This is a genomic window from Synoicihabitans lomoniglobus, from assembly GCF_029023725.1.
GTDB classification, from domain to species: domain Bacteria; phylum Verrucomicrobiota; class Verrucomicrobiia; order Opitutales; family Opitutaceae; genus Actomonas; species Actomonas lomonigloba.
The window spans coordinates 4,197,592-4,214,262 of record NZ_CP119075.1; the positions used below are offsets into that span (position 1 = coordinate 4,197,592).

The 16,671-nt window shown below is 61.0% G+C and carries 14 protein-coding genes and 2 tRNA genes; 7 read left to right on the plus strand and 9 right to left on the minus strand.

Annotation, left to right across the window (positions count from 1 at the left end; genetic code table 11):
* Positions 1–249: 249 nt before the first annotated feature.
* Complete coding sequence (locus tag PXH66_RS16205) at positions 250–1,308, plus strand: PEP-CTERM sorting domain-containing protein (RefSeq protein WP_330930589.1); 1,059 nt, start codon at positions 250–252, stop codon at positions 1,306–1,308.
* On the opposite strand, the gene PXH66_RS16210 is transcribed toward PXH66_RS16205, so the two are convergent.
* The 3 genes from PXH66_RS16210 to PXH66_RS16220 form a co-directional block, all read right to left on the minus strand.
* Positions 1,309–2,562 (minus strand): phenylacetate--CoA ligase family protein, encoded by a 1,254-nt coding sequence (locus tag PXH66_RS16210; protein ID WP_330930590.1) that lies wholly within the window; start codon positions 2,560–2,562, stop codon positions 1,309–1,311.
* 38 nt (positions 2,563–2,600) lie between these two features.
* Positions 2,601–3,185 carry an NUDIX hydrolase gene (locus PXH66_RS16215; RefSeq protein WP_330930591.1) on the minus strand — a complete coding sequence of 195 codons (585 nt, stop codon included), beginning with the start codon at positions 3,183–3,185 and terminating at the stop codon, positions 2,601–2,603.
* Positions 3,186–3,252: 67 nt separating this feature from the next.
* A complete protein-coding gene (locus PXH66_RS16220; protein WP_330930592.1) occupies positions 3,253–3,786 on the minus strand; it encodes a LysM peptidoglycan-binding domain-containing protein in 534 nt (177 codons plus the stop codon).
* A 155-nt stretch (positions 3,787–3,941) separates the two neighbouring features.
* Here PXH66_RS16220 and PXH66_RS16225 point away from each other — a divergent pair.
* Positions 3,942–4,018: transfer RNA gene (locus tag PXH66_RS16225), tRNA-Pro, on the plus strand.
* A 13-nt stretch (positions 4,019–4,031) separates the two neighbouring features.
* Here the strand turns inward: PXH66_RS16225 and PXH66_RS16230 are convergent.
* From PXH66_RS16230 to PXH66_RS16250, 5 genes are all read right to left on the minus strand, one after another.
* Complete coding sequence (locus PXH66_RS16230) at positions 4,032–4,739, minus strand: tetratricopeptide repeat protein (protein ID WP_330930593.1); 708 nt, start codon at positions 4,737–4,739, stop codon at positions 4,032–4,034.
* A gap of 83 nt (positions 4,740–4,822) precedes the next feature.
* The gene (gene purU / locus PXH66_RS16235) at positions 4,823–5,674 is read right to left on the minus strand and encodes a formyltetrahydrofolate deformylase (protein ID WP_330930594.1); all 852 of its coding nucleotides are present in this window, start codon (positions 5,672–5,674) and stop codon (positions 4,823–4,825) included.
* A gap of 24 nt (positions 5,675–5,698) precedes the next feature.
* Positions 5,699–8,935: a carbamoyl-phosphate synthase large subunit gene (gene carB, locus PXH66_RS16240; protein WP_330930595.1), complete on the minus strand. Its 3,237-nt coding sequence runs from the start codon at positions 8,933–8,935 to the stop codon at positions 5,699–5,701.
* A gap of 89 nt (positions 8,936–9,024) precedes the next feature.
* Positions 9,025–10,278 (minus strand): sigma-54-dependent transcriptional regulator, encoded by a 1,254-nt coding sequence (locus tag PXH66_RS16245; protein ID WP_330930596.1) that lies wholly within the window; start codon positions 10,276–10,278, stop codon positions 9,025–9,027.
* Between the two features lie 63 nt (positions 10,279–10,341).
* Positions 10,342–11,523: a type II secretion system F family protein gene (locus tag PXH66_RS16250; RefSeq protein WP_330930597.1), complete on the minus strand. Its 1,182-nt coding sequence runs from the start codon at positions 11,521–11,523 to the stop codon at positions 10,342–10,344.
* Positions 11,524–11,690: 167 nt separating this feature from the next.
* Between PXH66_RS16250 and PXH66_RS16255 the strand changes: the two genes are divergently transcribed.
* Both PXH66_RS16255 and PXH66_RS16260 read left to right on the plus strand, forming a co-directional pair.
* Positions 11,691–11,764: transfer RNA gene (locus PXH66_RS16255), tRNA-Gly, on the plus strand.
* A 74-nt stretch (positions 11,765–11,838) separates the two neighbouring features.
* Entirely contained in the window at positions 11,839–12,564 is a 726-nt protein-coding gene (locus PXH66_RS16260; protein ID WP_330930598.1) for a 16S rRNA (uracil(1498)-N(3))-methyltransferase, read from the plus strand.
* Here PXH66_RS16260 and PXH66_RS16265 read toward each other — a convergent pair.
* Entirely contained in the window at positions 12,539–13,117 is a 579-nt protein-coding gene (locus tag PXH66_RS16265; RefSeq protein ID WP_330930599.1) for an RsmD family RNA methyltransferase, read from the minus strand. The two genes, PXH66_RS16260 and PXH66_RS16265, sit on opposite strands and share 26 nt — an antisense overlap.
* Before the next feature lie 89 nt (positions 13,118–13,206).
* On the opposite strand from PXH66_RS16265, the gene PXH66_RS16270 reads away from it, so the two are divergent.
* The 3 genes from PXH66_RS16270 (at position 13,207) to PXH66_RS16280 (ending at position 16,667) form a co-directional block, all read left to right on the plus strand.
* On the plus strand, positions 13,207–14,280 hold the full coding sequence (locus PXH66_RS16270; RefSeq protein ID WP_330930600.1) for an MBL fold metallo-hydrolase: 1,074 nt from the start codon (positions 13,207–13,209) through the stop codon (positions 14,278–14,280).
* A 180-nt stretch (positions 14,281–14,460) separates the two neighbouring features.
* Positions 14,461–15,918 (plus strand): hypothetical protein, encoded by a 1,458-nt coding sequence (locus PXH66_RS16275; protein ID WP_330932076.1) that lies wholly within the window; start codon positions 14,461–14,463, stop codon positions 15,916–15,918.
* Complete coding sequence (locus PXH66_RS16280) at positions 15,915–16,667, plus strand: MlaE family ABC transporter permease (protein WP_330930602.1); 753 nt, start codon at positions 15,915–15,917, stop codon at positions 16,665–16,667. Before PXH66_RS16275 ends, PXH66_RS16280 begins: the two co-directional genes overlap by 4 nt.
* Positions 16,668–16,671: the final 4 nt, after the last annotated feature.

Sequence of the window (16,671 nt, forward strand, 5' to 3'; positions counted from 1 at the left end):
AGCGGGGTTGAATCGGTCAGACCTTTCGCCCGACCCGGGAATGGGGACGTTGGCACCCTCAATTACAGATGTAAACGCCCCAGCCGTCGCTTCCCTTCCCTATAAGGGCAACTAAAACGGCGGAGAAGTGTATGTCGCTTGGTCAGCGGGACTTGGAGGAAAGGTCGATTTGCCCTTGCATCTAGGGTCAACACCCCATAGGGTCTTAACCCTAGACTAAACGATTCAATCTTCGACCCGCCACCCGCCATGTCATTATCCACGCTGTTCAACCGCCTCGCCACCATCGCCACGTTTGCGATCGTGCCAGCCGCGTTTGCCCAGATCGCGGTGACCGACATTTCCTACGGTCCGCGTCAAAACGATCCCAACTCTACTCAGGGTGGCATCACGTTTCGCAACGAATTGTATGACGTGAACACCATCGATGCCGGTGGCGAATCCTACCGCTTCGACGGCCCCGTCGCCGACAGTGTGCACATTCGTCGCAACACCACCGCCGGTAACCCGGACAACACCACGTTGTTCTACCAAGTGCAGCAGAGCCGTTGGTCTGGCACGAGCGCCTATGGCACCGCCCCGACCACCTTGGAAGAGGTGTTTACCGACGGAAACCTCTTCACGGGCGTGCGCGATCCGTTCGCCAACACCGGCAGCTCCAGCAACTCGCAGAACTCGAACATCGAGCGTATCGACTTCTATTTCGGCGACTACGTCGTGCAGGAAGGCGCCGGCATCGTGTTCTTCGATTTGGAAAACGTCGGCAACCAAGGTGACGCGTTTAAAATCGCGGCCTTCGACAGCTGGGATGCCTCCACCTACACCCCCGACTCCTACGCGAACACGGGGCTGAATATCGCGCCCGACTCGTTCGGCACCGGTCTTAATTCTCCCACCGACAACAGCAGCCTCGATTTCGGTCGGGCGACCTACACCAACAGCGACAACTTGTCGGGCAGCGCTTCAAACTTCACCGTGTTTGGTTCCGATCTGGAACTCGTGGGTATCATGATCCGCTTCACCGATCTCGGACTGGAAGTCGGCAGCACGATTCAGGGCTTTTCCATCATGGCCAGCGACGTGAATGCCGCGACCAGCGTCGACCTCGTCGATTGGACGGACAACACCGTCTACCGCACCGACACCGATCGTAACACCCACGGTAATGTCGACTTCATGGGCTTTGGCGCCCAGCTGGCCAATCCCGTGCCGGAGCCTTCCAGCTATGGTGCGATCTTCGTCGGACTGCTGAGCGGGTTCTACCTCACGCGCCGTCGCCGCCACCATCGTGCGGCGGCCATCGCCTGATCAGTCCACCAACGGCTTCAACAACGCAAACTTCCCGCTGGCGGCCGGCGGGATGTGACGCCGCCGGAAAGCGACGACCCGCGCCCCTCCGCCCAGCACTTCGGCAATGGCGGTGATCACGGTCTCCGGCGCGGTGTGATCCGCGACGTAGTGGAAATCCCACCGATCGGGTTTGGTCTGCACCAGGGAGTAGTGCCAACACACGAAATTCTCGGGCAGGGCATGATCGATGTCGGTCGGCGACACCAGCGAGCCGTCCGGACGGAAATACAATCCGCTCTCCCGGCCCAACACCCGAAACCCTGCCGGATGACGCTGCACGATGTCGCCGGTGTGATAGCGGAGCAGTGGCATGGCCTCCCGACCACGCGTGGTCACGATAATCTGAAACGTGTCTTCAAGATTCCGATACGGCACGAGTTCAATGAAGGCATTGTCGTCAATGACCTGGGAGTTGTCCTGAAACGCGTCGCCCACGAACAAGTAACCGGCTTCCGTCGAACCATAGAGATCGACTTGGGGCGCGGGAAACACCTCCGCGATGCGACGACTGTGCTGCAGGCTCGCCTTGCCATAAGTGAGAATCACGGCCTTCACGCTCGGCACGGTCACGCCCCGGCGCGCCACGGCCCGGGCCAGCAGGGACAAATAGATGGGCTCACCCTCGATGATGTCGGGCTTGACCGCCTGCAGCTCGACCACGATCCGATCCCACTCGGACTCGCGGAATACAAACGGGTCACTGGTCAGGTTCAGATAAACGGTGCCGTCCAAATAACGGTTCGGAAACGGGTGATCCTCGTAAGGACACAAGTTGCTGGAGCAGCCGACCGGCGCGAGGATGCACTTGCGAAACGGTTTCCCCACAAACGGGCGAAGCACCGGCGACGCCTGGTAGGCCCGGGCGGTTTGCTCATCCCACCAACCGTCTTCCATGATCACGGTCATGGGACCGGATGTCGTGCCCGAGGTGCTCTCGTATTCGAAACGTGATTCGTCGAGGCCGCGCTCGATTTCAGTGTAATCGGCGAAGAACGACTGATGACCGCGCTCGACGATCTCGCCTTTGGTCAGCTGCGGGATTTCGGCATAACAGCCCCAGCCCAACGGCTCGGAGTGCAACGGGAAGCGTTTGCCGTAGAGCGGACTGCGCTCATAAATCCGGCGGATCTCCTGTTCGAGGGAAGCAGGCAGGCGGTCGCCGACGGCGGGGCCGATGGAGGCGGAGGCATTGGCAAATTGAGGAGCGGACATCTTCAAGGTCGGTCAGCTAATGAGCCCCATGCGCCAAGTCAAATTCCCGCCTCATCCCGCGCGCGTTGTTGTTCACGCCACCACGGTTCAAACAGGAACAGCGCATTGAGCATCAAGGCGTGCAGCATGCCACCGGCCCGGGCCAGGGCGATCACCTCGACGACGGGCCGGAGCGAAAGCGAGAGCTCTTCGTCGGCGTCCCATTGCAGTGGATCGGTGCAAACGGCATCGGTGATCAGAATGATGTGCGCGCGATTGCTCTGAATCGCGGGGTTGGGAAAGACCGTGCCCAACACGATCGGGTCCGCGCCGGTATAGCCGGTTTCCTCCCGCAATTCGCGAGCCGCCCCGCGAGCGGGGGCTTCCCCGGCCTCGATTACGCCCCCCGGAAACTCCAGGGAAATCTGCTGCGCGCCGAATCGAAATTGCCTCACCAAGACCAACTCGCCCGCCGGCGTGAGGGCCAATACAATGGCCCAGTCCGGGGCATCGATGACCAGAAACTCTTTAGCCACCTTTCTGGCCGGGTGCCGAAACGCACTCGATCTCACATCGAATATCCGCGTTTGCAGGAGGTCGCGATCGGCGCCGCGTTGCCATTCGGAAGGTGAGGAGGAAGACATGGTCCGAAAATAAAACACCTCCCAGCCGAGAACGGAAGGGAGGTGCTAAAAGCGGGAGCTCAGGTGCTTATTTCTTGGGCAACTTGATGGTTTGCCCGACCCCGAGACGATTCCAATTCACGCTCGGGTTAACCGCCTGCAGGTCGCCCCACGAGACGTTGTTCGCGCGGGCGATCTTGATGCCGGTGTCTCCGGATTTGACGACGTATTCGTCGGGGCCAGCCACCGCGGGACCGGAAGAACCACCGGGTGCGGACGTGACGACCGGCGCGGGTTTGACGGCCGATTCCTTGATGGTTTCGAACTCGGTGCGCAGGCCGCCGAAAGCGTCGCTGAATTGCTTGAACGCCGTGTTGGTGTCGGCGGCGACCTTGTTGATGCGCTGCGTGGCAGCATCGGCGGAAGTCGACGTCTTGCGCAACTCGGTCTCGAGGCTGTCAATGCGCGCCGTCAGCGCGTTTTGATCGGCGAGAGTTTTATTGATATCGCCGAGCTTCTTAAGAGCAACCCCGCCCAATACGGCGGCGATGACGCCGACAATCAAGGCAAGCAAGGGGAGCCAGCTGAACGACTCGTTATTTTCCTGAGAAATGGTGTCCATGGGTGAAAATCTAAACTACAGGGTCTACGTGGCCTTGCCCGGTCTAAGCAAGCAGGTAAATGGCGAACGCGTGACGTGGTGGCCGTCTTAAATAGTTTCAACCCGAAGATTGACAGACCCTTCGCTTCACGGTGGCGTGGCCCTTCGGTTTGTTACGGGACGTAGCTTAGCCTGGTAGAGCGCCTGCTTTGGGAGCAGGAAGTCGTGAGTTCGAATCTCTCCGTCCCGACCACCCCGAACTTGGTTCAGGGGGTCGCAAACGAAACGTCGCTGGCCGAATTTGCCGAAGCCGCAGCCGCCTGCAGCACGCCGACACGCTGGTTCCAATTCGAAGCCGTATCGATCGCTGCAATCTGGGTGGCCAGCGCATTGAGCGTCTCGGTGTCTCCCTTTGCCGCCGCGGAGGACGCAAGATGGAAGGCCGCTTCGCAGCGGACCGCCGGAGATACTCCCGTATTGTTGGCCAGATCGCGCAGGGCACTTTGTCCACCCGCCCTGTCACCGTTGAGGGTCTGGGCCATGGCGCGTCCCAGACGAATCCGGTCGGCAAACACGGTGCCTTCGAGCTCGGCGGCGGCCGAGTCGTAAGCATTGATCGCTTCGCTGAAACGACCGTCCTTGAAAGCGGTGTCGCCCACTTCCAACCACGCGGCACCAGCCAACTCGGTGCCGGCATACTCCTGGGCAAAAGACGTGCGGGCCGCATCGGTCGTCGCCGCGGCGTAGGCCTCGCGGGTGGAGGCGGCCTTGCTGTCCTGCATCATTTCCCAACCGTGGCGGCCGAGAATCATGACCACCACGACGATGGTCGCAGCCAACAGGGCGACGCGGTTTTTCTCCCAAAACCGGACGACGACGGTTTCGAAGTCAGTGGTCGGAGCGGAAGCATCGGCGGCCACGATGTTGCGATCGTCGCCCGCGGGTGCGGAAGGGGTTTCGTTGGACTTGGACATGAGTGCGTAAACGCTGACCGAAACACATGGCTCGGGGGCCGTAAAGGCAGGATTTAGGCCGCGACCGGCAGGGTCCGATCCGACTAATCGAAAACCACGGTCTTGTTGCCGTAGACTAGAACGCGGTGCTCCAGGTGCCACCGCACCGCCTGGGCCAACACGATCTTTTCCAAATCACGGCCCTTGCGGATGAGGTCGTTGACCTCGTGCTGGTGCGTCACCCGAGCGACGTCCTGCTGAATAATCGGTCCGTCATCGAGCACGGCGGTCGCATAATGCGCCGTTGCTCCGATCAGTTTCACTCCACGGGTGTGAGCCTGATGGTAGGGACGTCCCCCCGCGAACGCCGGCAAAAAGGAGTGGTGGATGTTGATGACCGGCCGGGCAAACTTGCTCAGGAAATCATCGGACAACACCTGCATGTAGCGCGCGAGCACCACGAGCTCGACGTCCAGATCGCGCAGCAACGCGAGCTGGGCCGCTTCCGCCACGGGCTTCGTGGTCGCGTTGATCGGGACATGGTGAAACGGCAAACCGTAGTGCCGCGATGCCTCTTCCAGCACCTGGTGGTTCGAGACCACGGCGACAATGTCGCACGCATACTCCCCCGCTTTCCAGCGCAGCGCGATGTCGTGAAAACAGTGATCGGCCTTGGACACAAACAACGCCACCCGGGTCCGACGCGCCGGAGACGCGACCGAAGGGTTCATGCCCAACGCCCCGGCAAACTCGCGAAACGCGGCTTCTTCGACCGCGGCATCACCCGCCGGAATCCACTCCACACGTTGAAAGAAGATGCCTTCCTCCAGGTCGCGGTGTTGATCCGCGTGCACGATGTTCCCCCCGCGCTCGAATATCCAACCCGACACCTTGGCCACCAACCCCGGTTGATCGGGGCCATGCAGCAAGCAAACGAGGGGCGCGTTTTCAGACATCAGCGGTAAGGTGGCGCCACGGTCTCAGACCGGACGCACGTTTTTCACGTAATGCTGAATCGGCAGCACATCGATCTGCTTTTGAGCCAGGGCCTCGATGCCCTTCACGGCGGCAAACGCGCCCATGACGGTCGTCATCAGGCAGACATTATGAGCGTAGGCGGCGGCCCGGATCTTGTTCTCATCCTTGCGGGGGATCATGCCCCCGGGCGTGTTGATGACCAAATTGATCTGGTTGTTCTTGATCATGTCGACCGCGTTGGGGCGGCCTTCGTTGATCTTGGCCAGGCGAGTGACTTCGACGCCGTTTTCGCCCAACACCTTGGCGGTGCCGCCGGTGGAGAACAATTTAAAGCCGAGGCGCGTGAGCCGCCGCGCCAGATCTACCGCACGCGGTTTGTCGGCGTCTTTGACGGAGAGGAAAACGTTGCCGCTGGTGGGCAGGCCGGGCTTGGCCGCCGCCTGAGCCTTGGCAAAAGCCACGCCAAGATCTTCGTCGACGCCCATGACTTCGCCCGTCGAGCGCATCTCGGGACTGAGCTGAATCGTGCAGCCCGGGAAGCGCACGAAGGGAAACACCGACTCCTTCACACACCAGTGGCGAGGCACGATTTCCTCGGTGAATCCCAGCTCCGGCAGCGTCATGCCGGCCATGACCTTGGCGGCGAGCTTGGCCAGCGGCGTGCCCATGGCCTTGGCCACGAACGGCACGGTGCGGGAGGCGCGGGGGTTGACCTCGATGAGAAACAATTCGTCGTCCTTGATCGCGAACTGGACGTTCATCAAGCCGATCACCTTGAGCTCCTTCGCCAGGGCGTGGGTGGCGTCGCGCACGACCTGAATCATCGCCTTGCCCAGCGTGTGCGGCGGCATGACCATGGCGGCGTCGCCGGAGTGGACCCCGGCAAACTCGATGTGTTCGAGCATGCCGCCGATGATCGATGTCGTGCCATCGCTGATACAGTCGACATCGAGTTCGATCGCGTCCTCGAGGAACTTGTCGATCAGGACCGGCTTGTCGGGCATGACGTCAAACGCCTGCCGCACCACGTCCTTGAATTCCTGTTCACTGTAGACGATGAACATGCCGCGACCACCCAGCACAAACGAGGGGCGCAGGAGGACGGGAAATCCGAGTTCATGAGCCGCGGTGAGCGCGTCGGTCTCGTTCATCGCCGTGCGATTGGCGGGTTGCTGGAGACCGAGTTTGCGGAGAATGGCGGCGAACTGTTCGCGGTCCTCGGCGGCATCGATCGACTCGGGCGACGTGCCGATGATGTTGACGCCGTGCTTCTTCAAGTCGGCGGCGAGGTTGAGCGGGGTTTGCCCGCCGAACTGCACGATCGCCCCGTGACATTGCTCCTGTTCGTAAATTTCCAGGACGTCCTCCAGCGTAAGCGGCTCGAAGTAGAGACGGTCGGAGGTGTCGTAATCGGTCGAGACGGTCTCGGGGTTGGAGTTGACCATGACGGTCTCGAACCCGATCTCGCGCAGCGCAAAACTCGCGTGCACGCAACAGTAGTCGAACTCGATGCCCTGCCCGATCCGGTTCGGGCCGCCGCCCAGAATCATGATCTTCTTCTTATCCGAGGGCATGACCTCGTTCTCGTCCCCGTAACTGGAATAGTAATACGGCGTGAACGCTTCAAACTCCGCCGCGCAGGTGTCGACCAGCCGATACGTGGTCTGAATGCCGCGATCCTTGCGGGCGGCGCGCATGGCGTGCAATTCGCTGCCCAGCAGATGGGCCAGCTGGGCGTCGCTGAAGCCAAATTTCTTGGCCCGGCGCAGCAGCGCGGTGTCGATGGAATCGAGGGTCTGCGCCTTCACGCTCTGCTCCATTTCGTAGATCTCATGCAGCTGGTGCAGGAACCACGGATCGATCTTGGTGATCTCGAAAACCTCGTCGATGGTCATGCCGGCCATGAACGCGTAGCGCACGTAGAAGATGCGTTCGGAGTTCGGCGTGCCGAGTTTGGCCATCAAGTTGTCGCGACTCGGCGGCGTGTCGTCGCCGAATTTCCCGCCGCCGCCGAAACCACGTGCCCCGATCTCGAGCGAACGCAGGGCCTTCTGCATGGATTCTTTGAAGGTGCGGCCGATCGCCATGGCCTCTCCGACGGATTTCATTGCCGAGGTCAGGGTCGTGTCGGCGCCGGGGAACTTTTCGAAGGTGAAACGCGGAATTTTCGTCACCACGTAGTCGATGGTGGGCTCGAACGACGCCGGGGTGAGCCGGGTGATGTCGTTGCGCAACTCGTCGAGCGTGTAACCGACGGCGAGCTTGGCCGCGATCTTGGCGATCGGAAAACCGGTGGCCTTGGAGGCGAGCGCGGAGGAGCGCGACACCCGCGGATTCATCTCGATCACGACCTGACGACCGGTGGCCGGGTCGAGGGAGAACTGGATGTTGGATCCGCCGGTCTCGACGCCGATTTCGCGAATCACCGCAAAAGACGCATCGCGCATGGCCTGAAATTCCTTGTCCGAGAGCGTCATCGCCGGAGCGACGGTGATGGAGTCGCCCGTATGCACTCCCATGGGGTCGAAATTCTCGATCGAACAGATGACCACACACTGATCCTTGTGGTCACGCATGACCTCCATCTCGTATTCCTTCCAGCCGAGCAGGCACTCCTCGATGAGCACTTCGTGCACCGGGGAAAGATCGAGACCGTTGGCCACGATGTCCTCAAACTCCTCCTGATTGTAGGCAATGCCACCGCCGGAACCGCCCAGCGTGAAGGACGGCCGGATGATGAGCGGCATGGTGCCGATCTCGTCGGCGGCGTCCCGCGCTTCCGCCAGGGATTTGACCGTGTGGGAACGCGCCACATCAAGGCCGATCTTGACCATGGCCTGCTTGAAGAGTTCGCGGTCCTCGCCTTTGTCGATCGCCTCGGGTTTGGCCCCGATCATCTCGACGCCGTATTTTTCGAGAATGCCCTTCTCGAAGAGCTCCATCGAAAGGTTGAGGGCCGTTTGTCCGCCCAAGGTGGGGAGCAGCGCGTCAGGTTTTTCCTTCGCGATGATTTTCTCCACGTATTCGACCGTGAGCGGCTCGATGTAGGTGACATCGGCAAACTCGGGATCGGTCATGATCGTGGCGGGATTCGAGTTCACCAATATGACTCGATACCCCTCCTCTTTGAGGGCTTTGCAGGCTTGCGTGCCGGAATAGTCGAATTCGCAGGCTTGGCCGATTACAATCGGCCCGGCACCTAGGATCAGGATGGAGGATAGGTCGTCGCGCTTGGGCATGGCGTAGGCGCCCAGACGGTTGGATTCGCGACCTTGCGGCGCAAGCGCGAATCTCTCTCCCCTTCTCGCCCGCGCCGAAACGCCACGGTCTAACCGATCGCCGAGATGTCTACCCCCAGCACCCGCGCCGCTTCGCCCCGGTCCCCCCGACAGGCGCGCAGAACCATTTCCACATATTCCTGCTTCTTTTCCGCCAGATACTGGTCGAGTGACGGCCATTGCCCGAGCTCCTTCAGTCGCATGGGCAATTGATCCGCTCCGATCATGCGAGATTCGGTCGTGGCGGAGATCTGGGTGACGAGTTGATGGAGTTCACTGAAATTGCCGGGCCAACGATACCCTTCCAGCACGGCGAGGGCATCGGGGGTGAATTCAATCAACTTGGCGTCGAAGTTGGGATTGCTGGCAGACTCCAGCGTCTTGCGGATGATGTCCGGCAAATCGCCCAGGTGTGACCGCAGCGGTGGTAAATTCACGGGCAGCGACGCCACCCGATAGAAAAGCTCATCATGAAACCGCCCCTCGTCGGTCATCAGCTCGAGGTCCGCCGTGGTGGTGCAGATCAGACGAAAACGGTGGGCCGAGTTTCGCAGCACGCTGACGAGTTCCTGCTGCATTTCCATTGGCAACGACTCCAACCGTTGCAGCAACAGGGTGCCATCCCGGGCATCGTTGACCCATTCACCCCCGACTCCGTTCTCGCCCATCAGACCACGGGTGAAATTCTCCTCCGAGCTCAGGGCGCAATCGATGCGCACCAGCTTCGCGCCATCATCCGCGCTGCTGCGGTGCAGGATTTCCGCAATGACCGTTTTACCGGTGCCGGCTTCTCCCTGCAGCAGGACCGGCGTGCGGGAACCGGCCAAACGCTCCACTTGCTGGCGCAAGCGCACCACTTCTTTACTGGAGCCGACCATGATCGATTTCAGATCGTCGGATTTTACGGAGGAAGCGGTCGAGGCGACTCGCTTGGACTGAAACTCCCTGAACTCGAGGCCGCGCTTGAGCGTGCTGATCAACTCGTCGACCCGGAACGGTTTCTGGAGATAGTCGAAGGCCCCGAACTTGAGCGCCTGGATGGCACTTTCCGTAGAAGCATAGGCGGTCATGATGATCACGACCGCGGTCGGATCGTAGCCTTTAAGCTGTTTGAGCAGCGTGATGCCATCGACCGGCTTCATGTCGATATCGGCCAGAACGATGTCGAATTTCTCCGCCTTGTAGAGAGCCAGCCCCTTCTCGCCATCGGTCGCAAAGGACGTCGAATAGCCAGTCGGTTGGATAACCGCATCCAGCATCTCGTGAATGGAGAGCAGATCGTCGACGATGAGAACAGAAGGCATATTTAGCAGCTACAAACCGGGGGAATCCCGGTCGAAAGGCACCAGCGAGGCTCAACCTTTGCGCTATTGCAAGCCACCGGCCACCGCACCGAGCTGGAAAATCGGGAGGAACATCGCCATAACGATACCGCCGACGACCACACCGAGGAACACGATGAGCATCGGTTCGATCAGCGAAGTGAGGGCGGCCACCGTGGCTTCCGCTTCCGTATCATAGAAATCCGCGATTTTGTTCATCATGCCGTCGACGTTACCCGTCGATTCACCGGCCTTGACCATGTGCTTCATCATCGGCGGGAAAAATACATTGGCCGCCATGACTTCGGAAACCTGACCGCCTTGGCTGACGTGGCGGGCGATCTCAGTGCAAGCTCGCTCGATCTGCACCTTGTTCGAGGCCGACGACACGATCTCCAGGGTGCGCAGGATCGGCACGCCGGAGCGCACCAAAGTCGCGTAGGTGCGGCAAAAACGGGACAGAGCGATCTTGTGCACCAGATTGCCGAAAATCGGCGCTTTGACCAAAAATCTGTCCTTCGCCTCCCGTCCCTTGGGCGTCGCGATGACCTTTTTCATGATCCATACAAACACGGCCATGCCGGCGATCAGGTAAAAGATGTTCGCCTTCAGGAAGTCGGACAAATCGATCAAAAATTGCGTCGGAGCCGGCAGCTTCGCGCCGAAGTCGGCGAACATGTCGGCAAACACCGGAATCACGAAGATCAGGAGGACGTTCACCAACGCGACGGCCAAACCGATAACCGCGATCGGATACGTCATCGCTGATTTCACCTTCTTGGTGAGTTTCACACTCGCTTCGAAGTAACCGGCCACCTTGCCCAAAATTTCCGAAAGCGCACCAGAAGCTTCACCCGCTTCGACCATGGAAATGAACAACGTGGGGAACGCCCGGGGAAAGCGTTTCACCGAAGCCGAAAAAGAATTACCCGACGAAATCTCGTTCCGCACTTCCCGGATCACGATGCGAAAAACCTGGTCCTCGGTCTGATCCTGCAAGGCTTCCAAACACTGCACCAAGGGCAGTCCGGCCGTGAGCAATGACGACAGTTGTTGGGTAAAAATGGCGAGTTCTTCGAGCGGCAGTTTGTAGTTCTTGGCCTTCTTCTCGAAAGACTTCTGTTTGGCCAGTTCCTGGGAAGCCCAGAAACCGACTTTTTTGTTTTTGCCGGCCGGTGCTTTCTTCGTGCCCGCTGAGCCCTTGGAGCCGCTAGAAATAAAAGCCATTCGAAGAGCGAAAACGGTCAAATCAGCGTCCGCAACTCCATTCCCGGGCGTAACTAGTAAAATATTGTCAATTTTCACCCCCTTGCTTCGCCCCCTCCTTTCCCGACATATTCCCCGAAGCGCGAGCTTGACGCGCCCCGTCGGACCTTGATGCTTCGCCCCTCTCAGCGGCTGTAGTTTAGTGGTAAAACCTCTGTCTTCCACACAGATGTCGTCGGTTCGATTCCGTCCAGCCGCACCAGTCTTCGACCTTATCTTGGGCACACCGGAAGACTTGGCCCGGCGTTTGCAAACCTCGCCCTTCCGTCACTTCCCGTGAACATCGTCCTCTTCGATCGAGCCGAGACTCAGCACGCCTTGCCGCGGCACGACGAGCGCGCCCGCCACATCTGCCGCGTGCTTAAACGCGAGGTCGGTGACTCGTTCGACGTCGGGCTGATTAACGGCCCGCGCGGCAAAGCGAAGCTCACCGCGATCGACGCCGACGAGCTTACGCTGGAATTCACGTGGTCCGCGCCGCACCCCCGCCCCGCCCCGACCATTCTGGGGGTCGGCTTTCCGCGGCCGCAAACCGCCCGTGACATTCTTCGGGACGCCACCACCTTGGGCGCCACCGCCCTACATTTTGTCGCCACCCGACGCAGCGACCCCAACTACGCCGCCAGCTCCCTGTGGCAATCGGGAGAATGGCAGCGCCACGCCACCAACGGCGCGGCCCAGGCGTTTGACACCTTCGTGCCCACGGTTTCGTGGCACCAGGATCTGGCCGGTTGCATCGCCGACCCTGCCTTCGCCGGCGTGAAGCGGCTCGCGTTGGATGTTTATGGAGCGGCCGCCCCACTGGCGAAGTTGAGCCTCCCGACTCCCGACCAACCCGTGCTTGCCTTGATCGGGCCGGAGCGCGGCTGGGACGACGCCGATCGGGCGTTGTTTACCGCGAATGACATCCCTCGATTTCACCTCGGCGAACGCGTGCTGCGCACCGAAACCGCCGTGACCGCGACCATGGCGCTGATCAACGCGGCCCGCCTTCGCGCCTGAATACCGCCACCGTGGGTTGGCGCACGCCCTTGCCAATCCGTCGCACGCACGCCCAACCCGCGGGATTGAGCTCCAATCCTCCCGGCAGTTCAAACAACACCAGCGCGTCCGCGTTCTGCCCCAACAGCTCACTAAGGCGCGCAAAAATCGCCGGAGCCACCTCCGCGATGATCGGATACGGCGGATCGATGAAAACCAGATCCGGCCGTGCCTCCGCCACTGGCCAAGGCACTTTGACGGCGTCTCCTGCCACCACCTGCAGATCCGTTTCGTCGCGCCCGAGACTGCGGCAGACCGCCGTGATGTTACGACGCAACAGGCCGACCGTGCGCGCGTGTTGCTCCACCCACACACCCCCCGCCGCGCCCCGGCTCAGTGCCTCCAAGCCATAGGCACCGCTGCCGGCAAACAAATCCAGGAAGCGCGCCCCAACCACCCGCGGTCCCAGACTGGAAAAAATCGCCTGACGCATCCCATCTGTGGCCGGCCGCACGGCATCGCCTTTGGGGACTTGCAGCGTAATTCCGCGCGCCGCTCCGCCGCTGATTCTCATGCTCGCAGCGCAATTCGTCGCCCCGAGGTTGGCAAACGCCAATCGTGAGACATAGGTGGCCTCGTGGCCTGCCGCCACACGCCCCTGGCATGAAAACTCCGCGCTTCACCCGTCGCCGATTCCTGCGCAACGTCGCGCTCGCCGGTGGTGTCGGCGCCCTCGGCACTGTGAGCATTTCCCGTATGACTTCAGGCCAGCCCTTCCCGATTTCCGACCACTGCGATGGTCGACAATTTTTCAACCCCCGCAGCCATACCAACCGATCGTGGCTCGATGTGCTGCGTTGGAAATTGAATTCCAAGGCTCGGCCATGGCCGGACACCGTCGCCATGGACCCGCCGCCTCCACTGCCCGCCGCCCCGCGCGACGGCACGCTCACAGCGACGTGGATCAACCACGCGACCGTGCTGCTGCAAACCCGCCACGGCACGATTTTGATCGATCCGGTTTTCAGCGAACGCGCCAGCCCGTTTCAATGGGCCGGCCCCAAGCGCGTGCATCCTCCCGGCATCGCGTGGGATGCGCTGCCGCCGATCGACATCATTCTGCTCAGCCACGATCACTACGATCACTGCGATGGCCCGACGTTGCGCCGGTTCGCGGGGTCGGAACGCCCCCCGCTGGTGATTTGTCCCCTGGGCAATGGATCACTGCTGCAACGTTTCGAGTTCGCCCCGGACCGCATCGTCGAGCTCGACTGGTGGGAAGCACACGAGGTGATGTCCGGCCTCCACGTCCGAGCGACGCCGGCGCGACATTGGAGCAATCGCATCAGCGGCCAGCGCAACCATCGTTTGTGGTCGGGGTTTTTCGTCCATGCGGGCGGCCGCACCGCCTACTACACCGGCGACACCGCCTGGGATGATCACATGTTTGCCGCCGTGCGTGATCAATGTGGTTCACCGGATCTCGGGATCATTCCCATCGGCGCTTACGAACCTCGCTGGTTCATGAGTGCCCAGCATTGCAATCCCACCGAAGCCGTCCGCATCCACCAAACCGTGGGCGCCGGCCGCAGCATAGGTGTGCACTGGGGCACGTTTCAACTCACCGACGAAGGCCGCGATGACCCCGTGAACGGGCTGGCCGCCGCTCGCGGAGCGGTCGGTCTCACCGCCGCGGCATTTCAAACCGTGGCTCCGGGACAAACATTAGCGGTCTGAAAATCGAAATCGAGTTGCGCACCATGGTTTCCCTGCCGTTGAAGCAAGAGATGCGATGGAGTGATTGCATTTACGGAACCTCCGATTTAGTTAGGGTCCTAACTGTTTTACTCGAGCGGCGCCCTTCGCCGCCTCGCCGTCCCTCTTCAACTTACGCCTTTCATGCGCCCCCATTTCGCCATGCTGCTCGCAGTGGGCGGGCTCGCCCTCACGGCCAGCCCCGGCGGAGCGCAGGCGGATGAGAGGAATTGGTGGCCGCTGTGGGTGAGCCGCACCGACCCCTCGACCGGAGATGAACGCACCTCTTTTCTGGGACCGCTCGGATTTGAACAAACCGCCGCCGACGCCACCACGATTCACGGTCTGCGGCCTTTCTTTGACGAAGCCCACTCGGCCGACGGCAGCCTGACCGCGACATCCGCCTTCTATCCGCTCTGGCATCGGGAATCGGATGCGACCACGGCAGATCAGCGGTGGTCCTTTTTTAATTTGATCAACTTCGAGCACGACGCATCGAGCGACGTCACCCGTTTCGATGCCTGGCCGTTTTACTTCTCCCGCGACACGGGTTCACCGGAAGATTCCTACCAAGCCGTGATGCCGCTTTACGGCGATGTGCCGCAGCGATTCGGCCAGGATCGGTTCCTCTGGGCACTCTTCCCGCTCTTCGGCCGCTTTGAAAAGCAAGGCGTGACCACGACCACCACACCGTGGCCGTTCATTAAAACGGTCACCGGCGAAGGCCACCGCGGCTTCGAGGTCTGGCCTCTCGCGGGTCATCGCGAGGAAACCGGCGTCTCCTCCGATTCGTTTGCACTCTGGCCGCTGTATTATCGCAAACAAGCCGGTCTCGATACCGACGCGCCCAGCCTGCAAACAGGTTTGCTCCCGCTCTACGCCCTGGATCGCTCGGACGGCTACATCAGCGAGACCTACCTGTGGCCATTTTTCGGATACGTGGACCGGACGTTGCCCTACCAGTATCACGCCACCCACTACCTGTGGCCTTTCTGGGTGCAAGGTCAGGGAGAGGATCGTCGGGTCAACCGCTGGGCGCCATTCTACTCCCACTCCCGGATGCGGGGATACGAAAAGACTTGGCTGCTGTGGCCGCTCTGGCGCCAGGCCAATTGGAACGACCACCAACTCCACCACGAGCGACGACAATTGCTGTATTTTATCTACCACGCGGACACCCAGCGCAGTCTGACTCAGCCCGATGCCGCGCCGGCGTCCAAGGTGCACCTGTGGCCACTCTTCAGTTCGTGGGACAACGGAGCCGGTCGCAAACAGGTCCAGGCCCTCAGTCCGGTCGAGGTTTTCTTCCCGCACAACGAACGCGTCCGTCGACTATGGTCGCCGTTGTTTGCCCTTTACCGTTTCAACCAAACGGCGCCCGGCGAAGTGCGGCACGCGTTGCTCTGGGACGCGGTGACCTACGCTCGCAGTGAAGAACGGGACCGTCGCGAGTTTCACCTCGGTCCCCTTTTCGGCTATACCTCGGAACCCGGTGAACTGAACCTGGAGTTTCTGGGCGGCTTGATTCGTTTCAACCGATCAACTCCAGAACGAACCTGGCAGGCGCACGTGGGTCCAAGACCAACGTCCGAGGCCGCCGCCCCCCTTTCTTCCCGATGAATCGTATTCACAACTTTCTCGACGCTTTCGGTAGCGGCATCGTGATGACGTGGCGGGCGTTCGTCTCGTTGCCCTCCGCGCCTCGTATTCTGAAGCGGGTGGCCGAACAAGGCTACTTCGCCGGCTACACCTCGTTGCCCATCATCAGCGTGCTGTGTTTCTTCATCGGTGCCGTGTTGGCGCTGCAAGCCGGCATCAGCCTGCGCGATTTCGGCGCCAAGGAATTTATCGGCGCACTCGTGGGGGAATCGATGGCACGCGAACTCGGCCCCGTCATGGTGGCGATTCTATTGGCCGGTCGCGTCGGCAGCGCGACGACCGCCGAGCTCGCCTCGATGCGCGTCAATTCGGAGATCGACGCACTCATCACGATGAACATTCCACCCGAGCGGCTGCTCGTATTGCCGCGATTGCTGGCGGTGCTGCTCATCATGCCGGTGCTGACGATTCTCAGCAATCTCATCGGTTGGTTCGGGGGCGCCGTGGTTTGCGAATACGTGGATTTTATCGGCATATCCGGCGCCCAGTTCTTTCGCGCGCTGCGCGAATTTGTCTCCGTGCAGGATGTGCTCGACGGCATCATCAAGGCCGAAGTCTTCGGCTTTGTGATCACCATCATCGCCTGCAACACCGGCCTGCGCACCAGCGGGGGGCCGCGTGAGATCGGACTCGCCGTCACCAAATCGGTGGTGCTCTCCCTCGTCGCCATTCTGACCTTGGACTACTTCATCACCAAAGTGCTCGCCTGATCGC

Coding starts and splice junctions, on each gene's coding strand:
- PXH66_RS16280 (WP_330930602.1), top strand. CDS start 15,915: ATGAATCGTATTCACAACTTTCTCGACGCTTTCGGTAGCGGCATCGTG.
- PXH66_RS16205 (WP_330930589.1), top strand. CDS start 250: ATGTCATTATCCACGCTGTTCAACCGCCTCGCCACCATCGCCACGTTT.
- purU (WP_330930594.1), bottom strand. CDS start 5,674: ATGTCTGAAAACGCGCCCCTCGTTTGCTTGCTGCATGGCCCCGATCAA.
- PXH66_RS16230 (WP_330930593.1), bottom strand. CDS start 4,739: ATGTCCAAGTCCAACGAAACCCCTTCCGCACCCGCGGGCGACGATCGC.
- PXH66_RS16245 (WP_330930596.1), bottom strand. CDS start 10,278: ATGCCTTCTGTTCTCATCGTCGACGATCTGCTCTCCATTCACGAGATG.
- carB (WP_330930595.1), bottom strand. CDS start 8,935: ATGCCCAAGCGCGACGACCTATCCTCCATCCTGATCCTAGGTGCCGGG.
- PXH66_RS16275 (WP_330932076.1), top strand. CDS start 14,461: ATGCTGCTCGCAGTGGGCGGGCTCGCCCTCACGGCCAGCCCCGGCGGA.
- PXH66_RS16210 (WP_330930590.1), bottom strand. CDS start 2,562: ATGTCCGCTCCTCAATTTGCCAATGCCTCCGCCTCCATCGGCCCCGCC.
- PXH66_RS16265 (WP_330930599.1), bottom strand. CDS start 13,117: ATGAGAATCAGCGGCGGAGCGGCGCGCGGAATTACGCTGCAAGTCCCC.
- PXH66_RS16250 (WP_330930597.1), bottom strand. CDS start 11,523: ATGGCTTTTATTTCTAGCGGCTCCAAGGGCTCAGCGGGCACGAAGAAA.
- PXH66_RS16215 (WP_330930591.1), bottom strand. CDS start 3,185: ATGTCTTCCTCCTCACCTTCCGAATGGCAACGCGGCGCCGATCGCGAC.
- PXH66_RS16270 (WP_330930600.1), top strand. CDS start 13,207: ATGAAAACTCCGCGCTTCACCCGTCGCCGATTCCTGCGCAACGTCGCG.
- PXH66_RS16220 (WP_330930592.1), bottom strand. CDS start 3,786: ATGGACACCATTTCTCAGGAAAATAACGAGTCGTTCAGCTGGCTCCCC.